Origin of the sequence: Bacillus sp. FSL K6-1003 (assembly GCF_037964945.1) — a bacterium.
Classification (GTDB): Bacteria; Bacillota; Bacilli; order Bacillales; family Bacillaceae; genus Bacillus; species Bacillus mojavensis.
The window spans coordinates 2,256,296-2,275,210 of record NZ_CP150176.1 but is presented as its reverse complement, the minus strand read 5'-3'; the positions used below and the strand labels follow the sequence as shown (position 1 = coordinate 2,275,210).

The 18,915-nt window shown below is 42.3% G+C and carries 22 protein-coding genes and 1 riboswitch; of the genes, 18 read left to right on the top strand and 4 right to left on the bottom strand.

Annotated elements, in window-relative coordinates:
• Positions 1-21 precede the first annotated feature (21 nt).
• Together ribH and ribT are read left to right on the top strand one after the other, a co-directional pair.
• On the top strand, positions 22-486 hold the full coding sequence (ribH, locus tag NSU16_RS11480; protein ID WP_003223915.1) for a 6,7-dimethyl-8-ribityllumazine synthase: 465 nt from the start codon (positions 22-24) through the stop codon (positions 484-486).
• Between the two features lie 110 nt (positions 487-596).
• On the top strand, positions 597-971 hold the full coding sequence (gene ribT, locus NSU16_RS11475; protein WP_003223910.1) for a GNAT family N-acetyltransferase RibT: 375 nt from the start codon (positions 597-599) through the stop codon (positions 969-971).
• A 13-nt stretch (positions 972-984) separates the two neighbouring features.
• On the opposite strand, the gene NSU16_RS11470 is transcribed toward ribT, so the two are convergent.
• Both NSU16_RS11470 and NSU16_RS11465 read right to left on the bottom strand, forming a co-directional pair.
• Positions 985-1,509: a DUF309 domain-containing protein gene (locus NSU16_RS11470; RefSeq protein ID WP_229147010.1), complete on the bottom strand. Its 525-nt coding sequence runs from the start codon at positions 1,507-1,509 to the stop codon at positions 985-987.
• 87 nt (positions 1,510-1,596) lie between these two features.
• Entirely contained in the window at positions 1,597-1,686 is a 90-nt protein-coding gene (locus NSU16_RS11465) for a YjcZ family sporulation protein (RefSeq protein ID WP_032731254.1), read from the bottom strand.
• Positions 1,687-1,902: 216 nt separating this feature from the next.
• Between NSU16_RS11465 and scpA the strand changes: the two genes are divergently transcribed.
• The 15 genes from scpA (at position 1,903) to aroD (ending at position 15,745) form a co-directional block, all read left to right on the top strand.
• On the top strand, positions 1,903-2,658 hold the full coding sequence (scpA, locus tag NSU16_RS11460; RefSeq protein WP_010334786.1) for a segregation/condensation protein A: 756 nt from the start codon (positions 1,903-1,905) through the stop codon (positions 2,656-2,658).
• Positions 2,648-3,241 (top strand): SMC-Scp complex subunit ScpB, encoded by a 594-nt coding sequence (scpB, locus tag NSU16_RS11455; protein WP_010334785.1) that lies wholly within the window; start codon positions 2,648-2,650, stop codon positions 3,239-3,241. Before scpA ends, scpB begins: the two co-directional genes overlap by 11 nt.
• 57 nt (positions 3,242-3,298) lie before the next feature.
• Positions 3,299-3,838 (top strand): YpuI family protein, encoded by a 540-nt coding sequence (locus NSU16_RS11450; protein WP_010334784.1) that lies wholly within the window; start codon positions 3,299-3,301, stop codon positions 3,836-3,838.
• 120 nt (positions 3,839-3,958) lie between these two features.
• On the top strand, positions 3,959-5,107 hold the full coding sequence (locus tag NSU16_RS11445) for a D-alanyl-D-alanine carboxypeptidase family protein (protein ID WP_168748149.1): 1,149 nt from the start codon (positions 3,959-3,961) through the stop codon (positions 5,105-5,107).
• The gene (gene spmA, locus NSU16_RS11440; RefSeq protein ID WP_339190892.1) at positions 5,095-5,685 is read left to right on the top strand and encodes a spore maturation protein SpmA; all 591 of its coding nucleotides are present in this window, start codon (positions 5,095-5,097) and stop codon (positions 5,683-5,685) included. Before NSU16_RS11445 ends, spmA begins: the two co-directional genes overlap by 13 nt.
• Positions 5,686-5,689: 4 nt before the next feature.
• Positions 5,690-6,226, top strand: a complete 537-nt coding sequence (gene spmB / locus NSU16_RS11435; RefSeq protein WP_010334782.1) for a spore maturation protein SpmB — start codon at positions 5,690-5,692, stop codon at positions 6,224-6,226.
• 91 nt (positions 6,227-6,317) lie between these two features.
• The gene (gene rluB, locus NSU16_RS11430) at positions 6,318-7,052 is read left to right on the top strand and encodes a 23S rRNA pseudouridine(2605) synthase RluB (RefSeq protein ID WP_010334781.1); all 735 of its coding nucleotides are present in this window, start codon (positions 6,318-6,320) and stop codon (positions 7,050-7,052) included.
• A 93-nt stretch (positions 7,053-7,145) separates the two neighbouring features.
• Entirely contained in the window at positions 7,146-7,685 is a 540-nt protein-coding gene (locus NSU16_RS11425) for a thiol-disulfide oxidoreductase ResA (protein WP_268471333.1), read from the top strand.
• The gene (gene resB, locus NSU16_RS11420; RefSeq protein ID WP_339190888.1) at positions 7,682-9,310 is read left to right on the top strand and encodes a cytochrome c biogenesis protein ResB; all 1,629 of its coding nucleotides are present in this window, start codon (positions 7,682-7,684) and stop codon (positions 9,308-9,310) included. The genes NSU16_RS11425 and resB overlap by 4 nt, the downstream gene beginning before the upstream one ends.
• A 19-nt stretch (positions 9,311-9,329) precedes the next feature.
• Positions 9,330-10,505: a c-type cytochrome biogenesis protein CcsB gene (gene ccsB / locus NSU16_RS11415; RefSeq protein WP_010334778.1), complete on the top strand. Its 1,176-nt coding sequence runs from the start codon at positions 9,330-9,332 to the stop codon at positions 10,503-10,505.
• Between the two features lie 82 nt (positions 10,506-10,587).
• The gene (resD, locus tag NSU16_RS11410; RefSeq protein WP_010334777.1) at positions 10,588-11,310 is read left to right on the top strand and encodes a DNA-binding response regulator ResD; all 723 of its coding nucleotides are present in this window, start codon (positions 10,588-10,590) and stop codon (positions 11,308-11,310) included.
• Positions 11,307-13,073 (top strand): sensor histidine kinase ResE, encoded by a 1,767-nt coding sequence (resE, locus tag NSU16_RS11405; RefSeq protein ID WP_010334776.1) that lies wholly within the window; start codon positions 11,307-11,309, stop codon positions 13,071-13,073. The genes resD and resE overlap by 4 nt, the downstream gene beginning before the upstream one ends.
• Positions 13,074-13,263: 190 nt before the next feature.
• Entirely contained in the window at positions 13,264-13,848 is a 585-nt protein-coding gene (gene sigX / locus NSU16_RS11400) for an RNA polymerase sigma factor SigX (RefSeq protein ID WP_339190886.1), read from the top strand.
• On the top strand, positions 13,784-14,881 hold the full coding sequence (locus NSU16_RS11395; RefSeq protein WP_339190884.1) for a sigma-X negative effector: 1,098 nt from the start codon (positions 13,784-13,786) through the stop codon (positions 14,879-14,881). The genes sigX and NSU16_RS11395 overlap by 65 nt, the downstream gene beginning before the upstream one ends.
• A gap of 102 nt (positions 14,882-14,983) precedes the next feature.
• On the top strand, positions 14,984-15,745 hold the full coding sequence (gene aroD / locus NSU16_RS11390; RefSeq protein WP_326328690.1) for a type I 3-dehydroquinate dehydratase: 762 nt from the start codon (positions 14,984-14,986) through the stop codon (positions 15,743-15,745).
• Positions 15,746-15,798: 53 nt separating this feature from the next.
• Here the strand turns inward: aroD and serA are convergent, their stop codons facing one another.
• Positions 15,799-17,376 (bottom strand): phosphoglycerate dehydrogenase, encoded by a 1,578-nt coding sequence (serA, locus tag NSU16_RS11385; protein ID WP_010334772.1) that lies wholly within the window; start codon positions 17,374-17,376, stop codon positions 15,799-15,801.
• 206 nt (positions 17,377-17,582) lie between these two features.
• A riboswitch (FMN riboswitch) is annotated at positions 17,583-17,718 on the top strand.
• A gap of 155 nt (positions 17,719-17,873) precedes the next feature.
• On the opposite strand from serA, the gene fmnP reads away from it, so the two are divergent.
• Positions 17,874-18,446 (top strand): riboflavin transporter FmnP, encoded by a 573-nt coding sequence (gene fmnP / locus NSU16_RS11380; protein WP_029441351.1) that lies wholly within the window; start codon positions 17,874-17,876, stop codon positions 18,444-18,446.
• Between the two features lie 39 nt (positions 18,447-18,485).
• On the opposite strand, the gene NSU16_RS11375 is transcribed toward fmnP, so the two are convergent.
• Positions 18,486-18,734, bottom strand: a complete 249-nt coding sequence (locus NSU16_RS11375) for a ferredoxin (RefSeq protein WP_003225461.1) — start codon at positions 18,732-18,734, stop codon at positions 18,486-18,488.
• Positions 18,735-18,915: the final 181 nt, after the last annotated feature.

The window sequence follows — 18,915 nt, the reverse complement described above, 5'->3', positions numbered from 1 at the left end:
ACAAAAAAGGATGGGAATCATATGAATATCATACAAGGAAATTTAGTTGGTACAGGTCTTAAAATTGGAATCGTCGTAGGTAGATTTAATGATTTTATTACAAGTAAGCTGCTGAGCGGGGCAGAAGATGCATTGCTCAGACACGGCGTGGATACAAACGATATTGATGTGGCTTGGGTTCCGGGCGCATTTGAAATTCCTTTCGCTGCTAAAAAAATGGCGGAAACAAAAAAATATGACGCCATTATTACACTCGGCACTGTCATCAGAGGCGCAACGACTCATTATGATTATGTCTGCAACGAAGCTGCAAAAGGCATCGCGCAAGCAGCGAACACAACAGGCGTACCAGTGATCTTTGGAATTGTCACTACGGAAAACATTGAGCAGGCCATTGAACGGGCTGGAACAAAAGCGGGCAACAAGGGTGTAGATTGTGCTGTTTCTGCCATAGAAATGGCAAATTTAAACCGTTCATTTGAATAATTTGCTGAAAACAGTTTAAAAATATGGCGAAAATGATATAATGTGAGAAAACGGATCACCTATACTTTTCCGTTTGATAGAACTGGACATTAGGATATAGAGGGGTTTTTATGTTAATTCGTTATAAAAAATCGTTTGAAAAGATTGCGATGGGACTTCTTTCATTTATGCCGAATGAAAAAGATCTTAAGCAGCTTCAGCAGACAATTAAGGACTACGAAACGGATACAGACCGCCAGCTCTTTCTGTGGAAAGAGGACGAGGATATCGTCGGAGCAATCGGAGTTGAAAAAAAGGATTCCGAGGTTGAAATCCGGCATATCAGTGTGAATCCTTCTCATCGCCATCAAGGAATCGGAAAACAGATGATGGATGCTTTAAAGCATTTATTCAAAACGCAGGTACTGGTTCCGAATGAATTAACGCAGAGCTTTTTCGAACGCTGTCAAGGTCAGCAGGATCAAGACATTTCATACAATAATTAAGCAGAGGCTGTTATCAGCCTCTGCTTTTTTTTCTTCGCTCAATTTCTTTCTCGCGTTCACGGATGACATCAGTCCGATCCCGCAAACGATGTTTATGAATAAGAAATCTATCGGTGAGTGTGCTGGGCTGCCCCCATCTGTAAGCTTTTCGCTTGCATTCAATGCGGCATGCTTCCTCCAGCCTCTCATCTTTAATTGGCAGCATGATGCTTTTATAGGAAGATCCCAGTTCAATTTGTTCGTAAACCGACTGCATAAGCTCCAGTAAACGGGTATGATCAAGCCCCAAATCTTCCACCGCTTGTTTTTCCGCTTGAAGAATCCGTATGCTGTTTGCCAGCAATTTTTTGGCCCCGGCTGTATTCTGTCTTCTATGATGATACAAAGCAACAGCAAGCTGGATAAAGCCGACCCAATATATTTTCCGTTTGTTCGGAGGATCTTCCTTCCAATATTCTTCTAGTATTTCATGGCATTCAAAATAATCTCGTGTTGCGTGAAATTCAACGAGATAATCGATATAAGCTTTCGGGTACAAGATGCTTCCTCCTTTTAATCCGCCTTTAGTGTAACACAGGACAGATGAAAGGAAAAAACAGCGCATTGGACCCGCTCTTTTTTAGTTCTAGCAAATCCAAGCAGCACCTACGATAATTAACAGAATAAACAAAACGACAATTAAAGCAAAACTGCCGCTGAAGCACTTTTCTCCCATGAACATTCAGCCTCCTTTGTTATGGTCTACGCGAGCATCCTATGTACACCTGCCCTTTTTGGTGTAGGCGGATATCTTGTTATTTTGAATATTCAGCACAAATTCTCTTGAAATACAGGAAATGAAATAGTATTGGACGAGAGCTTTTTGGTGGCTTATACTAAAGGGTAGCCAGTTTATCCGGCAATGAGAGCGATACTTGAAAATGGTGAGATGATGGAAGAATATCAAGTAAAAATTGATACGTTTGAAGGCCCATTGGACCTGCTGCTTCATTTAATCAATCGTCTTGAAATTGACATATATGATATACCCGTGGCGAAGATTACTGAACAATATCTATTATATGTACATACGATGCGTGTGCTTGAGCTTGATATCGCCAGCGAGTATTTGGTGATGGCTGCAACACTGCTCAGTATTAAAAGCAGAATGCTGCTCCCGAAGCAAGAGGAAGAGCTGTTTGAGGATGAATTTCTTGAGGAAGAAGATCCACGGGAGGAACTGATTGAAAAGCTGATTGAGTATAGAAAATATAAAGACGCGGCGAAGGAATTAAAGGAACGGGAAGAAGAAAGACAAAAATCATTTACGAAACCGCCGAGTGATTTGAGCGAATATGCAAAAGAAGTGAAACAATCGGAGCAAAAGCTGTCAGTCACGGTATACGATATGATTGGCGCTTTTCAAAAAGTGCTGAAGCGAAAAAAAATAACAAGGCCGATGGAAACAACAATTACAAGACAGGAAATACCAATCGAAGACAGAATGAATGAAATCGTCCACAGCCTGAAATCAAAAGGGAAAAGAATTAACTTTATGGATCTTTTTTCATATGAGCAAAAAGAACATTTAGTTGTCACTTTCCTGGCAGTTTTAGAACTGATGAAAAATCAGCTGATTTTGATTGAGCAGGAGCGGAATTTTTCAGATATTTACATTATGGGGAGTGAATCCATTCATGGGGCTTGATATCGTGAATTGGAAAGCTATAGTGGAAGCCCTTCTATATGCGGCAGGCGATGAAGGACTGACCAAAAAACAGCTGTTAACAGTGCTTGAAATAGAAGAGCCTGAACTGAACACCATTATGGCGGATGTGGCAGACGAATACCGACATGATACAAGAGGCATTGAACTTATTGAATATGCAGATACGTACATGCTTTCCACCAAAAAGGACTTTGCGCCGTACTTGAAAAAACTGATCGAAGTACCGTCGAAAGGCCTTTCCCAAGCATCTTTGGAGGTGCTGGCGATTGTTTCATATAAACAGCCGATCACAAGAGCGGAAATTGAAGATATCAGAGGTGTGAAATCAGAAAGAATTTTACACAGCCTTGTCGCCAAGGCGCTGCTGTGTGAAGTCGGGCGCGCTGACGGTCCGGGACGGGCCATTTTATACGGCACGACGCCGACTTTTCTTGAGCAATTCGGCTTAAAAACGCTGGACGAGCTTCCGCCGCTGCCTGAAAATGCGGAAGATGACGTTCTTCAAGAAGAAGCGGATTTATTCTTTGAAAACTTTAACCAAACCTTTGAAGATATAAAATAGAGAAATAATGAATCGCGCTTTTTCATCAACATAAGATATAAGGAAGAAGTAGCTATCATGAAAGAAGCAAAATGTGAGAGACAAAGACATGAGGGGAAGATACCAAACGAAATGGGACATTCGATTGTGCGAGTGCAGACTCAAAAAACAGGCGAATTCTTATCAATGGTTGTCAATACCGTTAATGATTATTTAAATCAAACCACGCTGGCGTCTATGCAGGCTGAATTGCCTGTTGAAGAGGCTTACTGCTGTGATGTGCTGAGCACGCTGAGAAGAATGACAGTATTTTGTGAAGGAGGCGCTGAAGCATGCCGCCGCCTCCTTATACAAGAGCCTTTTCAGGAAACCAGAGCGGAAAAAACACTTTACAATGTGTATCATCAATGCATTGAAGAGTTCTTTATGCCAAAGAAAGACACCTGGTGTGAAAACAGCCGGGCGTCATATACCGGAGTCAGCGCAATTGAGTTCTACCATGCTGTTCCGCAGTCTCTGGAGCAATTATTATTGCCGCTGAGCGCAGCGTTTCTGAAGATGAGGGAAGAACTGGCTCATTACGAAGCGTCCGGATCTAGCATGGCATCAATCAGATAACACTTACTCTCCTTTTATGGGAGAGTTTTTTTATGTTTGCAGGCCAAGACACAATTGTTATTCATAACTGATGGACATGCGCATAAACTTGTACAAACCACCACAAGGACGTGAACAAACATGCGCATTTTTAAAAAAGCTGTATTAATAGTCATTATTTCTTTTCTATTTGCAAATGTAAATGTGAACACAGCCCATGCAGCTATAAATGTCAGTGCGAAGAGCGCGATTGTCATTGACGGCACATCAGGAAGAGTGTTATTTGCCAAGGACGAGCATGAAAAAAGGCGAATTGCCAGTATTACAAAGATCATGACCGCTGTTCTCGCCATTGAATCAGGAAAAATGGAAGAAACCGTGACTGTGTCTGCAAATGCGGTCAGAACAGAGGGCTCGGCCATTTATTTAACCGAAGGGCAAAAAGTAAAATTAAAGGATCTTGTGTATGGCCTGATGCTGAGATCCGGGAACGATGCTGCTGTTGCGATCGCTGAGTATGTCGGGGGAAGCCTCGATGGATTTGTCTATATGATGAACCAAAAAGCAGAGCAAATCGGTATGGAGAATACCCGTTTTCAAAACCCGCACGGATTGGACGACCATGAAAATCATTACTCATCAGCTTATGACATGGCTATTTTAACGAAATACGCCATGAAGCTCAAAGACTATCAAACCATCTCCGGCACAAAAGTATACAAAGCAGAAACAATGGAAAGCGTGTGGAAAAACAAAAATAAATTGCTGACGATGCTGTATCCATACAGTACAGGGGGAAAAACAGGCTATACCAAGCTTGCAAAACGCACACTGGTTTCAACCGCTTCAAAGGACGGCGTTGATCTGATAGCCGTGACCATTAATGACCCTGACGATTGGGATGATCATATGAATATGTTTAACTATGTATTTGAGCATTTTCAAACATATTTAATCGCAAAAAAAGGAGACATTCCAAAGCTCAAAGGTACATTTTATGAGTCCAAAGCTTTCATCAAACGAGACATCACCTATTTGCTTACCGAAGAAGAAAAAGAAGATGTCAAAATTAACACTACGCTGCTCAAACCGAAAAAAGCCTGGGAAAAGGATGCTTCAAAAATTCCGGATATTGTAGGACATATGAAAGTCATGTTCAACGATGAAACCATCGCAAAAGTGCCGATCTATTACGAAAACGAACGAAATCAAAAACCGAAAAAAAAGTTTTTTGAAACATTTAAATCAATTTTTCTGAATGCGGCTGGCGGGGCAAAATGGTCAATATAATCTGGGTCAGCTTAACTGTGATCGGGCTAGTATTTGCGATGTGCAATGGAACGCTGCAGGATGTAAATGAGGCGGTGTTTAAAGGAGCCAAAGAAGCCGTCACAATCTCATTTGGACTTATGAGCGTGCTTGTTTTTTGGCTGGGTTTAATGAAAATAGCTGAACAGTCAGGATTGCTGGATATTATCAGCCGTATGTGCAGACCTTTTATTTCTAAGCTGTTCCCTGACATACCGCCGGATCATCCCGCAATGGGCTACATTTTATCAAATCTCATGGCGAATTTCTTCGGCCTGGGGAATGCGGCCACACCTCTTGGCATTAAAGCAATGGAGCAAATGAAAAAGCTGAATGGAAATCGTTCGGAAGCGAGCCGTTCCATGATCACTTTTTTGGCTGTTAATACTTCCTGCATTACTCTCATCCCGACAACGGTTATCGCCGTGAGAATGGCCTATTCCTCCAAAACGCCGACAGATATCGTCGGACCGAGCATTTTGGCGACACTCATTTCTGGAATCGGCGCCATTATTATTGACCGGTATTTTTATTACCGCCGTAAAAAGAAGGGGAGGTAAGCCGATGGAAATTATCAACTGGCTGTCTTTAGCCATGATCCCTATCATTATTGCCGGCATTCTTCTTTATGGAACAATCAAAAAGGTGCCGACATATGAATCCTTTGTTGAAGGCGGAAAAGAAGGAATTGAGATCGCATTTTCGATTATCCCCTACTTAGTCGGGATGCTTGTTGCAATTACCGTTTTCAGATCATCAGGCGCGCTTGACTTTTTTATGGATCTTTTAAAGCCGGCCTTTTCGGCCATTGGCATACCGGCTGAGGTGGTTCCGCTTGCGCTGATCCGTCCGATCTCCGGTACGGCTGCTCTGGGAATGACGACCGATTTAATTGCAGTTTATGGACCGGACTCCTTTATTGGCAGGCTGGCATCGGTGATGCAGGGGTCAACGGATACAACACTTTATGTGCTGACTGTGTATTTCGGAGCGGTCGGCATAAAAAAAATGGGTGATGCGTTAAAGGTAGGACTTCTTGCTGATTTAATCGGTGTAGTTGCATCTATCATCATCGTTACGTTATTATTTGGGAGCGCCTGAAAATGGCGTTTTTTTAGATAAAGCATGCGAAATCTGAAAAAGCTTGTTTGTTTAGGTTGAAAAAAGTAAGATAATACTTGAGGTGAAAGACATGGAAAGACTGCAAAAAGTAATTGCTCACGCCGGAGTTGCATCACGCAGAAAGGCAGAAGAGCTGATTAAAGAAGGAAAAGTAAAGGTGAACGGCAAAGTAATAACAGAGCTTGGTGTTAAAGTAACCGGTTCTGATCAGATTGAAGTAAACGGTTTGAAGGTGGAACGTGAAGAGCCTGTTTATTTTCTTCTATATAAACCAAGAGGCGTGATTTCCGCAGCGGAAGATGACAAAGGGCGCAAAGTCGTGACTGACTTTTTAAGAGAAGTGCCGCAGCGCATTTATCCGGTCGGACGTCTGGATTACGATACTAGCGGTCTTTTGCTTTTAACCAATGACGGCGAGTTTGCCAACAAGCTGATGCATCCTAAATATGAAATAAACAAAACATATGTAGCAAAGGTAAAAGGCATACCGTCTAAAGAGCTGATCAGAAAGCTGGAGCGCGGCATTATGCTGGAGGAAGGCAAAACAGCGCCTGCCAAAGCGAAGCTGCTTTCATTGGATAAGAGAAAACAAACAAGCATTATACAGCTGACCATCCATGAGGGACGGAACAGGCAAGTGCGCCGCATGTTTGAAGCGATTGGACATGAAGTAATCAAGCTGAAGCGGGAAGAATACGCATTTTTAAATCTGAGAGGCTTAAATACGGGAGACGCAAGAGAGCTCACGCCGCATGAAGTCAAAAGACTCAGAGCGCTAGCGGAACACGGTAAAAACGCTTTCTAAGTTTCACATAACCTTCAAAAAGTTAGAAATGTGAAATGAATGTGCAATGATATAATTGAATGGATCTGCAATAGGGGAAGGGGGCAGTGGACAATGAAGAAAAAAAGGCGTTTATTCATTCGGACCGGCATCCTTCTCATTTTGATTTGCGCGCTGGCCTATACAATATACAATGCTGTATTTGCCGACAAAGAGAGCATATCTGAAGGGTCCGAGGCACCGAATTTTGTCCTTGAAGATACGAATGGGGAACGTATTGAACTGAGTAACTTAAAAGGAAAAGGTGTTTTTTTGAATTTCTGGGGCACCTGGTGTGAGCCGTGCAAAAAAGAATTTCCTTATATGGCGAACCAATACAAATATTTTCAAGACCAAGGCGTTGAAATTGTCGCGGTAAATGTTGGGGAGTCAAAGATAGCAGTACATAATTTTATGAAATCCTACGGAGTGAATTTTCCGGTTGTCCTGGATACAGATCGTCAGGTGCTTGATGCCTATGGCGTATCCCCGCTTCCGACAACCTTTTTAATCAATCCGGAAGGAAAAGTTGTCAAGGTGGTGACCGGCACTATGACAGAAAGCATGATCCATGACTATATGAATCTGATAAAACCCGGAGCGACCTCGGGATGAAACAGGTAAAATGTGAATGCGGACATATCAACCCGGTCGGAACCGTTTTATGTGAATCATGTGGCAGGGCGCTTCAGGAAACACAGCCCCCGCTTGCCGATATGAGATACGATGGAAGTGCTAGACGCTCACAAACCTATAACAAAACGATCATTGATAAAATATGGAACTTCTTTTCTTCGGTTAAGGTCGGAATATGGCTTATCGTCATAACCCTTGCAGCATCAGCATTCGGGACTATTTTTCCTCAAGAAGCCTATTTGCCCCCCGGCGCTCAGGCTGATACATATTATAAAGAACAATACGGCACGTTCGGCCAGCTTTATTATTTACTCGGGCTCCATCATTTATATGGATCTTGGTGGTATTTGCTGCTGATTGCCTCTATCGGCATTTCTCTTGTCATTTGCAGCCTTGACCGCGTGATTCCCCTGTACAGAGCATTGAAAAATCAGGGTGTCAGGAGAAGCCCTGTTTTCTTAAAAAGGCAGAGGCTGTTCAGTAAAACCGAGACCGAGCTCAACAAGGAAGAAAAAGAAAAGATTGTCACTCTCTTAAAGAAAAAGCGTTATAGAATCAGAGAAAAAGAGGGCAGCATTCTGGCGGAAAAAGGACGTTTTTCCCGCTGGGGTCCGTATGTTAATCACATAGGATTAATCATTTTCCTGATTGGCGCAATGCTGAGATTTGTGCCGGGCATGTACATCGATGAAACGCTCTGGGTCAGAGAAGGCGAAACTGCGGCAATTCCAGGCACAGACGGAAGATATTATTTGAAAAACAATCAATTCAGCGTAGAGACTTATAACAGCGAGACAGAAAAAAAGGTGTTCGCTGATGCCATTGACAGAGTCGGAAGCGGAAAGGTCGCGAAAAACTTTCAAACAGACGCAGTTCTCTATAAACGGGAAGGCAAAATTGTCTATGGAGAGAAGCCGAAGCTGAAAAAAGTAAAAGAAGAAGATATTCGTGTGAATCAGCCGCTGCGCTTTGATTCGTTTTCTGTTTATCAGGTGGATTATAAAGAGAATCAGCTCGATCAGATGGTGTTTCAGCTGATTGACAAAAAATCAAAAAAATCCTTTGGGAGCTTAAAGGTCAACCTATTGGATCCAGATTCGGTTTATGATCTTGGTAACGGTTACAAAGTTGAGGTCGCCAGCTACCTTCCTGACTTCTATTTTAATCAGGACGGAGAGCCGAGCACAAAAACAAAAATCCCAAACAATCCGGCTTTTGTTTTTAATATCATAACGCCAGATAAGCCAAAAGGCGAAAAAAGCTTTGTGGCCATTCAAGAAACCATTGAAGGGTCGGGCAGCAATAAGTACAAGTTAAAATTTGACCATGTCGAAACGAAAAACATAACCGGTCTGACAGTCAGAAAAGATCTGACGCTTTGGGTGCTTGCTATCGGCGGAGCCATTTTTATGATTGGCGTCATTCAAGGAATGTACTGGCAACACCGCAGAATCTGGCTGCATACACAGGATGGTGCAGTCATGGTTGCCGGCCATACCAATAAAAACTGGTACGGACTCAAGCAGGATTTAACATTTGTTTTAGCCGAAACGGGGCTGACTGAACCAGCAGACCAAAAAGAATTAATGAAAACACAGAAATAGGCGAAAAGGGAGTGGTGTCATGGCGGAGCTGAGCGGAAATTTTCTTTATGCAGCCTTTCTCGTGTATTTAATCGCGGTCCCAATTTTCGGAGGGGCCATACGCGGAAGGAAAAATAAAAAAGACAGGGCAAACCGGTGGGCGACGATCGGAATTACCCTTTCGATTATCGGTTTTCTCTGCCACCTGGGCTATTTTATGACAAGGTGGGCTGCCAGCGGCCATGCGCCTGTCAGCAATATGTTTGAATTTACAACGGCCTTTGGCATGATGCTTGTGCTTGCGTTTATTATCCTTTATTTTATCTATCAATTGCCTTCATTAGGTCTGTTTACACTATCGATTGCTTTATTGCTGATTGCTTACGCCAGCATGTTTCCGACGGACATTTCGCCTTTAATTCCGTCATTGCAGAGCAATTGGCTGTATATCCACGTAACCACGGCCGCGCTGGGGCAAGCGATACTCGCCATCAGTTTTGTCGCAGGTGTCATTTTTCTTTTGAAGCATGTTGACCAGACAAAACCAAGTAAAAAAACCTTTTGGCTTGAAGCTATCATGTTTATTATGGTGACAGCAGTTGCCTTTATTGTGATAACATCTGTGTTTCGTTTTGCCGGCTATGAAGCTGAGTTTAACTGGGTGGATAAGAATAAGGAAAAAAGCGTGATGGTCTATGAAATGCCCGCACTTGTAGGTCCGCATGAGGGTGAGCTTATCACCGAGGGGAAAATGCAGCCTATTGCAGAGCTTCCGGCCCTTTTCTCAGGCAGAAAGGTAAACACGGTGATTTGGTCGTTTGGAGCTGGACTCCTTTTGTATGGGGCGCTTCGCCTGATCGTCAGAAAAAGAATCAGTGCCTGTTTACATCCTCTGGTGAAAAACGTGAATCTTGATCTGGTGGATGAGGTTGGCTACAGGGCCGTTTCCATCGGTTTTCCGATTTTTACACTCGGCGCGCTGATCTTTGCCATGATTTGGGCTCAGCTTGCTTGGACGAGATTTTGGGGCTGGGACCCGAAGGAAGTATGGGCGCTAATCACGTTTTTGTTTTACGCCGCATATTTGCATTTAAGGCTGTCCAGAGGATGGCACGGAGAGAAATCAGCATGGCTGGCCGTCATTGGTTTTGCCATCATTATGTTCAATTTAATATTCGTAAATCTTGTGCTAGCCGGACTTCATTCTTATGCATAGTCGATAACAAAGCGATACAGTTCTCAAACTTTCTCACGATTTGATAAAATGAAAGTAACAGAAGGAAAGCAGGGGGAAAACGATGGACCAAACCAATGAAACCAAAATATTAGTAGTTGATGACGAAGCCAGAATTCGCCGCCTTTTAAAAATGTATCTTGAACGTGAAAATTATGTGATTGAAGAAGCGGAAAATGGTGATGAAGCTATTGCCAAAGGCCTCGAAACCAATTATGACTTAATTTTGCTTGACCTTATGATGCCTGGCACAGACGGAATTGAGGTTTGCCGCCAAATACGCGAAAAAAAAGCTACACCAATTATTATGCTGACCGCAAAAGGAGAAGAAGCAAACCGGGTGCAGGGGTTTGAATCGGGAACAGATGACTACATTGTCAAACCGTTTAGTCCGAGAGAAGTTGTGCTGCGGGTAAAAGCGCTTCTGAGAAGGGCATCTCAAAACTCTTATTTCAATGCGAATACGCCGACGAAAAACGTATTGGTGTTTTCTCATCTGTCAATCGATCATGATGCCCATCGGGTAACTGCAGACGGAACTGAAGTGAGCTTAACACCGAAAGAGTATGAGCTCCTTTACTTCTTAGCGAAAACGCCTGACAAAGTGTATGATCGGGAAAAGCTTCTCAAGGAAGTGTGGCAGTATGAATTTTTTGGCGATCTGCGTACAGTAGACACACACGTCAAACGTCTCCGTGAAAAACTCAATAAAGTATCACCGGGAGCTGCCAAAAAAATCGTCACTGTATGGGGCGTCGGTTATAAATTCGAGGTAGGCGCTGAATGAAATTTTGGAAAAGCGTAGTAGGAAAGCTGTGGGCTACGATCCTATCGCTTGTCCTGATCGTATTATTTATTTTAACGGTTCTTTTACTCGAATTTATCGAAAATTATCATGTGGAAGAAGCCGAAAATGATTTAACCCAACTTGCAAATAAAGTCGCAGTCATCTTAGAAAAACACGAGGATCAGGCGCTGGCAAGGTCGATCACTTGGGAGCTTGCTGATAACTTAACAAGCATTGCGATTATACAGGATGAGAAAAAGTACTGGTATTCGCCAAACGATAAAAATCGGCTCTCATCTATCACGCTTGAACAAATACAGCGGGACAAGGATTTACATCAGGCTCTGGACAACCATAAAAAAGTCAGTAAGCGAACGGGCCTGAGTGGTGGAGACACGGATAATGAACGCCTGATTGTGGGTGTTCCGTATGAAAAAGACGGAAAAAAAGGCATGGTCTTTTTATCTCAGTCTTTGCTTGCCGTCAAAGATACAACAAAACACACGACCCGTTATATATTTCTTGCCGCAGGCATTGCGATTGTGCTGACCACATTTTTTGCTTTCTTTTTATCAAGCAGGGTCACGTATCCGCTTCGAAAAATGAGAGAGGGCGCACAGGATTTGGCAAAGGGCAAGTTTGACACGAAAATCCCGATTTTAACCCAGGATGAAATCGGTGAGCTGGCAACCGCCTTTAATCAAATGGGACGGCAGCTTAACTTTCATATCAATGCGCTCAACCAAGAAAAAGAACAGCTTTCAAACATATTAAGCAGTATGGCTGACGGAGTGATTACCATCAATATCGACGGCACGATTCTCGTGACAAACCCGCCGGCTGAACGTTTTCTGCAGGCTTGGTATTATGAGCAGAATATGAATATTAAAGAAGGCGACAATCTTCCGCCAGAAGCAAAAGAACTGTTCCAAAACGCTGTCAGCACTGAAAAAGAACAAATGATTGAAATGACGCTGCAGGGCAGATCATGGGTGCTGCTGATGTCGCCGCTGTATGCGGAATCGCATGTCAGAGGCGCGGTTGCCGTTCTTCGAGATATGACCGAAGAACGCCGCCTTGATAAATTGCGTGAGGACTTTATCGCAAATGTCAGCCATGAATTAAGAACGCCGATCTCCATGCTTCAAGGGTACAGTGAAGCCATTGTCGATGACATTGCGAGCTCCGAAGAAGATCGAAAAGAGATTGCTCAAATTATATATGACGAGTCGCTGCGAATGGGCCGTCTTGTCAACGATTTGCTTGATTTAGCCCGAATGGAATCAGGCCATACTGGATTGCATTATGAACAAATCAATCTTAATGAATTTATAGAAAAGATCATGCGTAAATTTTCCGGCGTTGCCAAAGAAAAAAATATTTCTTTGCATCAGGACATTTCTCTCACTGAAGAGGAATTGATGTTTGATGAAGATAAGATGGAGCAGGTGTTTACTAATTTAATTGATAACGCGCTGCGTCATACTCAATCAGGCGGCAATGTGTCCATCTCCGTTCATACCGTTAAGGATGGAGTAAAAATAGACGTTAAAGATTCCGGCTCCGGGATACCGGAAGAGGATCTGCCATTCATTTTTGAGCGATTCTATAAAGCAGATAAAGCACGGACAAGAGGCAGAGCAGGAACCGGACTGGGACTGGCTATTGTAAAAAATATTGTAGAAGCTCACAACGGTACCATTACAGTGCACAGCCGGATGGACAAAGGAACGACGTTTACGTTTTATATTCCGACAAAATGATAAAGTCGAGTCTGAATTTGCCGAAGAATCTTGTTCCATAAGAAACACCCGCTGACCTAAGCGGGTGTTTTCTTAATAAAATTTAAGGATATGTTAATATAAATTCCCTTCCAAATTCCAGTTTCTCGTAATATAGTTGTAATGTAACTTTTAAGCTATTATTACGACTAAAGAAACGGAGGGGTTTCCTATGGAAGAAACCTTTCAAGTGTTATATAAAACATACCATCAAGATTTATACCAATTTTTATTTTATATGGTAAAGGATAAAAGCCAGGCTGAAGACCTTCTTCAAGAGGTTTATATTCGTGTATTACATTCATATCATACGTTTGAAGGAAGAAGCAGTGAAAAAACATGGCTTTTGTCGATTGCACGCCATGTGGCGATAGACTGGTTCCGTAAGCAGCAGACAATCAGACAGCGTGTACTCGGCACATTTGATTGGGATACACAGGATGTCAGAGATCAGCAATTGCTTCCGGACGAACTCGCGGTTCAACATGAAAATGTCCGGGAAATTTATGCGGCGCTTGATCAATGTACGATCGATCAAAGATCTGTGATTATCTTACGGTTTATACAGGGATATTCAATACAGGAAACAGCCAATGCTCTGCGCTTCTCGGAAAGCAAAGTAAAAACGACCCAACACAGAGGGCTCAAGGTACTTCGGAAACATATGGAGCTTTTGAGGGAGGAGCTAATGGATGATGAAGTCAGATTGGAACGAAGAACAGATAAAGGAGTTGTTAAGTCAACTGCCAGCAGTTAAAGACCATCGTTCTCCGCAAGACATATACAAGCGGCTTTCGATGGTAAAACGGAAGAAAAAGCCCCCTGTAAAATGGATTGGCCCCGTATGTGCAGCAGCTGCTGCAGTTTATATCGCTTTCATTATTTCTCCTCATTTCTTTGATCAGGCAGAGCCTCAAAAAGAAGCGGTTAAAGAAAACGCTATAACGAAAACTGAGACAGCAGACAGTCAAAAAGCAGCACCGTTGCTGGATCAGACTTCGTTTGTTGTTTCTGAAAAGGAACAGAGCAATTATATAACTGTAGCGTTTGCCGATGCCGATACGTCCACAATCGTACCCATCAGCATTAAAAAAACAAATTCAAACCAAAACATACAGGATGTCCTGTTTGCCAGTGACCAATCAGGCTATCTTGATCACGCCGTCACCATTCCATCCTTTATGGATGAAGTGAAAGTAACGGAGAAACAGAAAGAACTAAGAATACAAGTTAACGAGAACATTGATGTTGATTCTCTAAAAGACGCTAAACTATTAAAAAAATTGCTGAAAGAAACAATGAAATGGAGCCCTTATGAGAGAGTCAAGTTTTCAACCGATCAAAACGGGGCTGGTGCAAAAGTTGGCTCCTATGGCACTTTGACTGAAATTCCTGTTCACACACAGACGAACAAAGCTTACTATTTGTATCACAATAAAGACGGACAAGACTTTCTTGTTCCCTCTGAAAAAATGTTTCAAACAATAAAAGAAGCGTTTAAGGAAATGGAAACAAACAGTAAACCGGATACAAAACCTGTTATTCACGCAGGTGATATCAAATCAATAACAGAAAAACATAAACATTTATATATTCACTTCTCAAAAAAATCGGCAGTCGAGGATTCAATCACCGGTATTTTAATGCTTGAGGGACTTCTTTTAACAGCAAAGGAATTTGGATTTACAGAAGTGACTTTTACAGAAACTAGATCAAATAAAATTGGAAAATATGATGTTTCAGATCCCATACCGGTACCCGCTGCCCCCAATCCGATTTCTTTAAACTGAAAAAGCCTTTGGGCTTTTTTGTTTTTTGATATAATAGGAATTTTCACAAAATAAGTGTAAGTGTATAATAGAACAAGTGAGGATTGAAAGGATTTGAGATAAGTGAACACGCTAACAATCAAAGGAGTTTCCATTGGAGAAGGGATGCCAAAAATCATCGTTCCGCTGATGGGTAAAACAGAAAAGCAAATTTTAAAAGAAGCAGAATCTGTAAAATTACTGGATCCGGATATTGTCGAGTGGCGAGTCGATGGATTTGAAAAAGCAGACGACAGTGAAGCAGTCATAAAGATGATCTCAAAGCTGCGAGAGTCTTTGAGAGACAAGCTGTTTCTATTTACATTCAGATCGCATAAAGAAGGCGGGAGCAAAGAAATGGATGTAAGTTCCTATATCGCCTTGCTGGAAACGGCTATCCGCACAAAAGACATAGACTTTATCGATATTGAACTATTTTCAGGAGAGGCGAACGTGAAAGCGCTAGTATCTTTAGCGGGAGAAAATGGTGTCCATGTAATTATGTCTAATCATGACTTTCAGAAAACACCTGCAAAGGACGAGATCATTTCTCGGCTTCGAAAAATGCAGGAGTTAGGAGCGCATATTCCGAAAATAGCTGTAATGCCGAAGGATACAGGTGATCTTTTAACCTTGCTTGATGCAACATATACCATGAAAACAAAATATGCGGACCGCCCGATGATCACAATGTCTATGGCGGGAACAGGATTGGTTAGCAGGCTGAGCGGTGAAATATTTGGATCAGCTTGCACATTCGGCGCAGGAGAAGAGGCTTCAGCACCTGGGCAAATACCAGTATCCGAGCTGAGAAACGTGTTAGAAGTACTGCACAAACATACATAAACAGAAAACCGTTAAAAGAAAAAAACTCAAGCTGCAAAGCTTGAGTTTTTTCATTATGGAAGATCAATAAGTTTTACAGACACGATATCAGGAACATCTGTTAGTTCTTTCACAATTTTATCTTCTAAATGTCTGTCAAAAGAAAGCATCATGATGGCTTCTCCGCCTTTTTCTTTACGGCCAACCTGCATGGTTGCAATGTTAATATCGTTATCTCCGAGAATGCGTCCCACTCGTCCGATGACCCCCGTCGTATCCTGATGCTGGATATAAACCAGGTGGCCTGTTGGATAAAAGTCGATATTAAACCCGTTGATTTCGACAATGCGTTCTCCGAAATGAGGGATATACGTAGCTGTAACTGTAAAGGTGCTGCGGTCTCCTGTTACTTTTACGCTAATGCAATTATCGTATCCAGATTCAGAAGTGGAAATCTTTTCACTAAAGCTAATGCCGCGTTCTTTTGCGACACCGCCCGCATTTACTTCGTTAACTGTTGAGTCAACACGTGGTTTTAAAAAGCCTGACAGAAGGCTTTTTGTAATAAACGATGTTTCAAGTTTAGCAATTGTGCCTTCATATTGAATCGCGACATCCTGTACCGGCTCTTTCATGCATTGTGATACGAGACTGCCGATTTTTCCTGCGATTTGGTGGTAAGGCTTGATCTTAGCGAATTCATCCTTTGTCATGGCAGGCAGGTTAATGGCTGACATAACAGGAAGACCTTTTGCGAACTGCAGCACTTCTTCTGATACTTGCGCTGCAACATTCAGCTGCGCTTCTTTTGTCGATGCCCCTAGGTGAGGAGTGGCAATCACCAACGGGTGGTCAACGAGCTTATTATCAACCGGCGGTTCAACTTCAAAAACGTCAAGCGCCGCACCGGCAACATGGCCGCTTTCTAAAGCTTCAAGAAGAGCTGCCTCATCGATAATGCCGCCTCGTGCACAGTTAATTAAGCGAACACCTTTTTTCGTTTTTGCAATCGTTTCTTTGTTTAATAAGCCTTTTGTTTCTTTTGTTAACGGTGTATGCACAGTGATGATATCTGCGCTTTCCAAGACTTCTTCGAACGTACGGCTGTTTACACCGATTTTTTTCGCTCTTTCTTCTGTTAAGAAAGGATCAAAAACGTGCACGGTCATACCGAAGGCTCTCGCACGCTGTGCAATTTCGCTTCCGATTCTGCCTAATCCTACAATTCCAAGTGTTTTGCCGTAAAGTTCCGAACCGACATATGCTGTGCGGTTCCATTCTCTGGATTTTACAGAGATATTGGCCTGAGGGATGTGTCTCATTAAAGATGAGATCATCGCAAATGTGTGCTCAGCTGTGGAAATTGTGTTTCCGTTTGGCGCATTAATAACAATAACCCCATGTTTCGTTGCTTCGTCAATATCGATATTATCCACACCGACACCGGCTCTTCCGACGATTTTTAAAGAAGTCATTTTTTGAAAAAGGTCTTCTGTTACTTTTGTCGCGCTTCGCACCAATAGAGCATCAAAGGTATGTAATTCATCCTCTGCATCTGCTACGTTTTTTTGGACGATTTCAATAAAGTCTGATTCAATAAGTGGCTGTAAGCCGTCGTTGCTCATTTTGTCTGAGACCAATACTCGAAACATCGTAAGATTTCCTCCTAAATTGACAAACTAAATATCTGATAATTTAACATATTCTCAATAGAGTGTCAATGTGTATTGACGCAGTAAAGGATAAAAGGAAAGTGAGGAATTGACCAGTTTTAGAGACTTTTGGTGATATTTTTAATTTGAAGCAATTATCTATACAACCAATCATTTATCGTTTATAATGGAACCAAATTCATATGATCAATCTTCGGGGCAGGGTGAAATTCCCTACCGGCGGTGATGAGCAACTGGCTCTAAGCCCGCGAGCTGTTTTTGACAGCAGGATTCGGTGTGATTCCGAAGCCGACAGTATAGTCTGGATGGGAGAAGATGGAGGTTCAGCAGCGTTTTGAAAAAAAGGTTTTCAGACGTTTCTTTACCAAGCCAATTTTTAAAACCCCGCTTTTATATCATAGAGCGGTTTTTTTATTGGCTGGAAAAAGAACCTTTCCGCTTTTCGAGTAAGATGTGATCGAAAAGGAGAGAGCAACTTGAAAGTAAAAAAATTAGTCGTGATCAGCATGCTGAGCAGCATTGCATTTGTATTGATGCTGTTAAATTTTCCGTTTCCGGGGCTTCCTGATTATTTAAAAATTGATTTCAGTGATGTCCCTGCCATTATTGCGATTCTTATATACGGACCTTTAGCGGGTATTGCCGTTGAAGCGATAAAAAATGTTCTTCAATATATCATTCAGGGGAGCATGGCTGGAGTGCCTGTAGGACAAATTGCAAATTTCATTGCCGGAACACTCTTTATATTGCCGACTGCTTTCTTATTTAAAAAGCTGAATTCAGCAAAAGGCCTGACAGTGAGTCTTCTGATTGGAACTGCAGCTATGACGGTGCTGATGAGCATTCTGAATTATGTTCTGATTCTTCCGGCCTACACATGGTTTTTACACTCCCCGGCATTATCCGACAGTGCGCTGAAAACAGCGGTAGTCGCTGGTATCCTGCCGTTTAACCTCATAAAAGGCATTGTCATTACGATTGTGTTCACACTCATCTTTATCAAGCTTAAACCATGGATTGAACAGCAAAGAAGCGCGCATATTCATTAAATAAAAAAAGCTCCCGCAGGGGAGCTTTTTCGATTACTTCTATTCAAATTTAAGCGGGTCGCCCTCAAATGGCTCATCCGCCACTTTGATGGAATCAGTAGGGCATCCTTCAAAAGCGTCAATCATATCTTCTTCCAGTACTTCAGGAACTTCGACAACGCCTTTATTTTCGTCAAGCGTTACGAACGCGATGCCTTCATCATCGTAATCGTAAATGTCTGGTGCAGCCGCTCCGCAAGCGCCGCATGCAATGCATGTATCTTTGTCTACGATTGTGTACTTTGCCATGAATAAAACCTCCCAGATTGTTCTTGGTGGAACAAATGGATCAATCTTTTATATTTAATCAATTTAACACCTATTCCTCTTACTTATTGTAATGATGTTGATGCCACATTTCAACAGAAAAATGATTGAGAATGCTTATCACATAAGGGGTTATCTACATAACATCCCCCCTAATGATGAC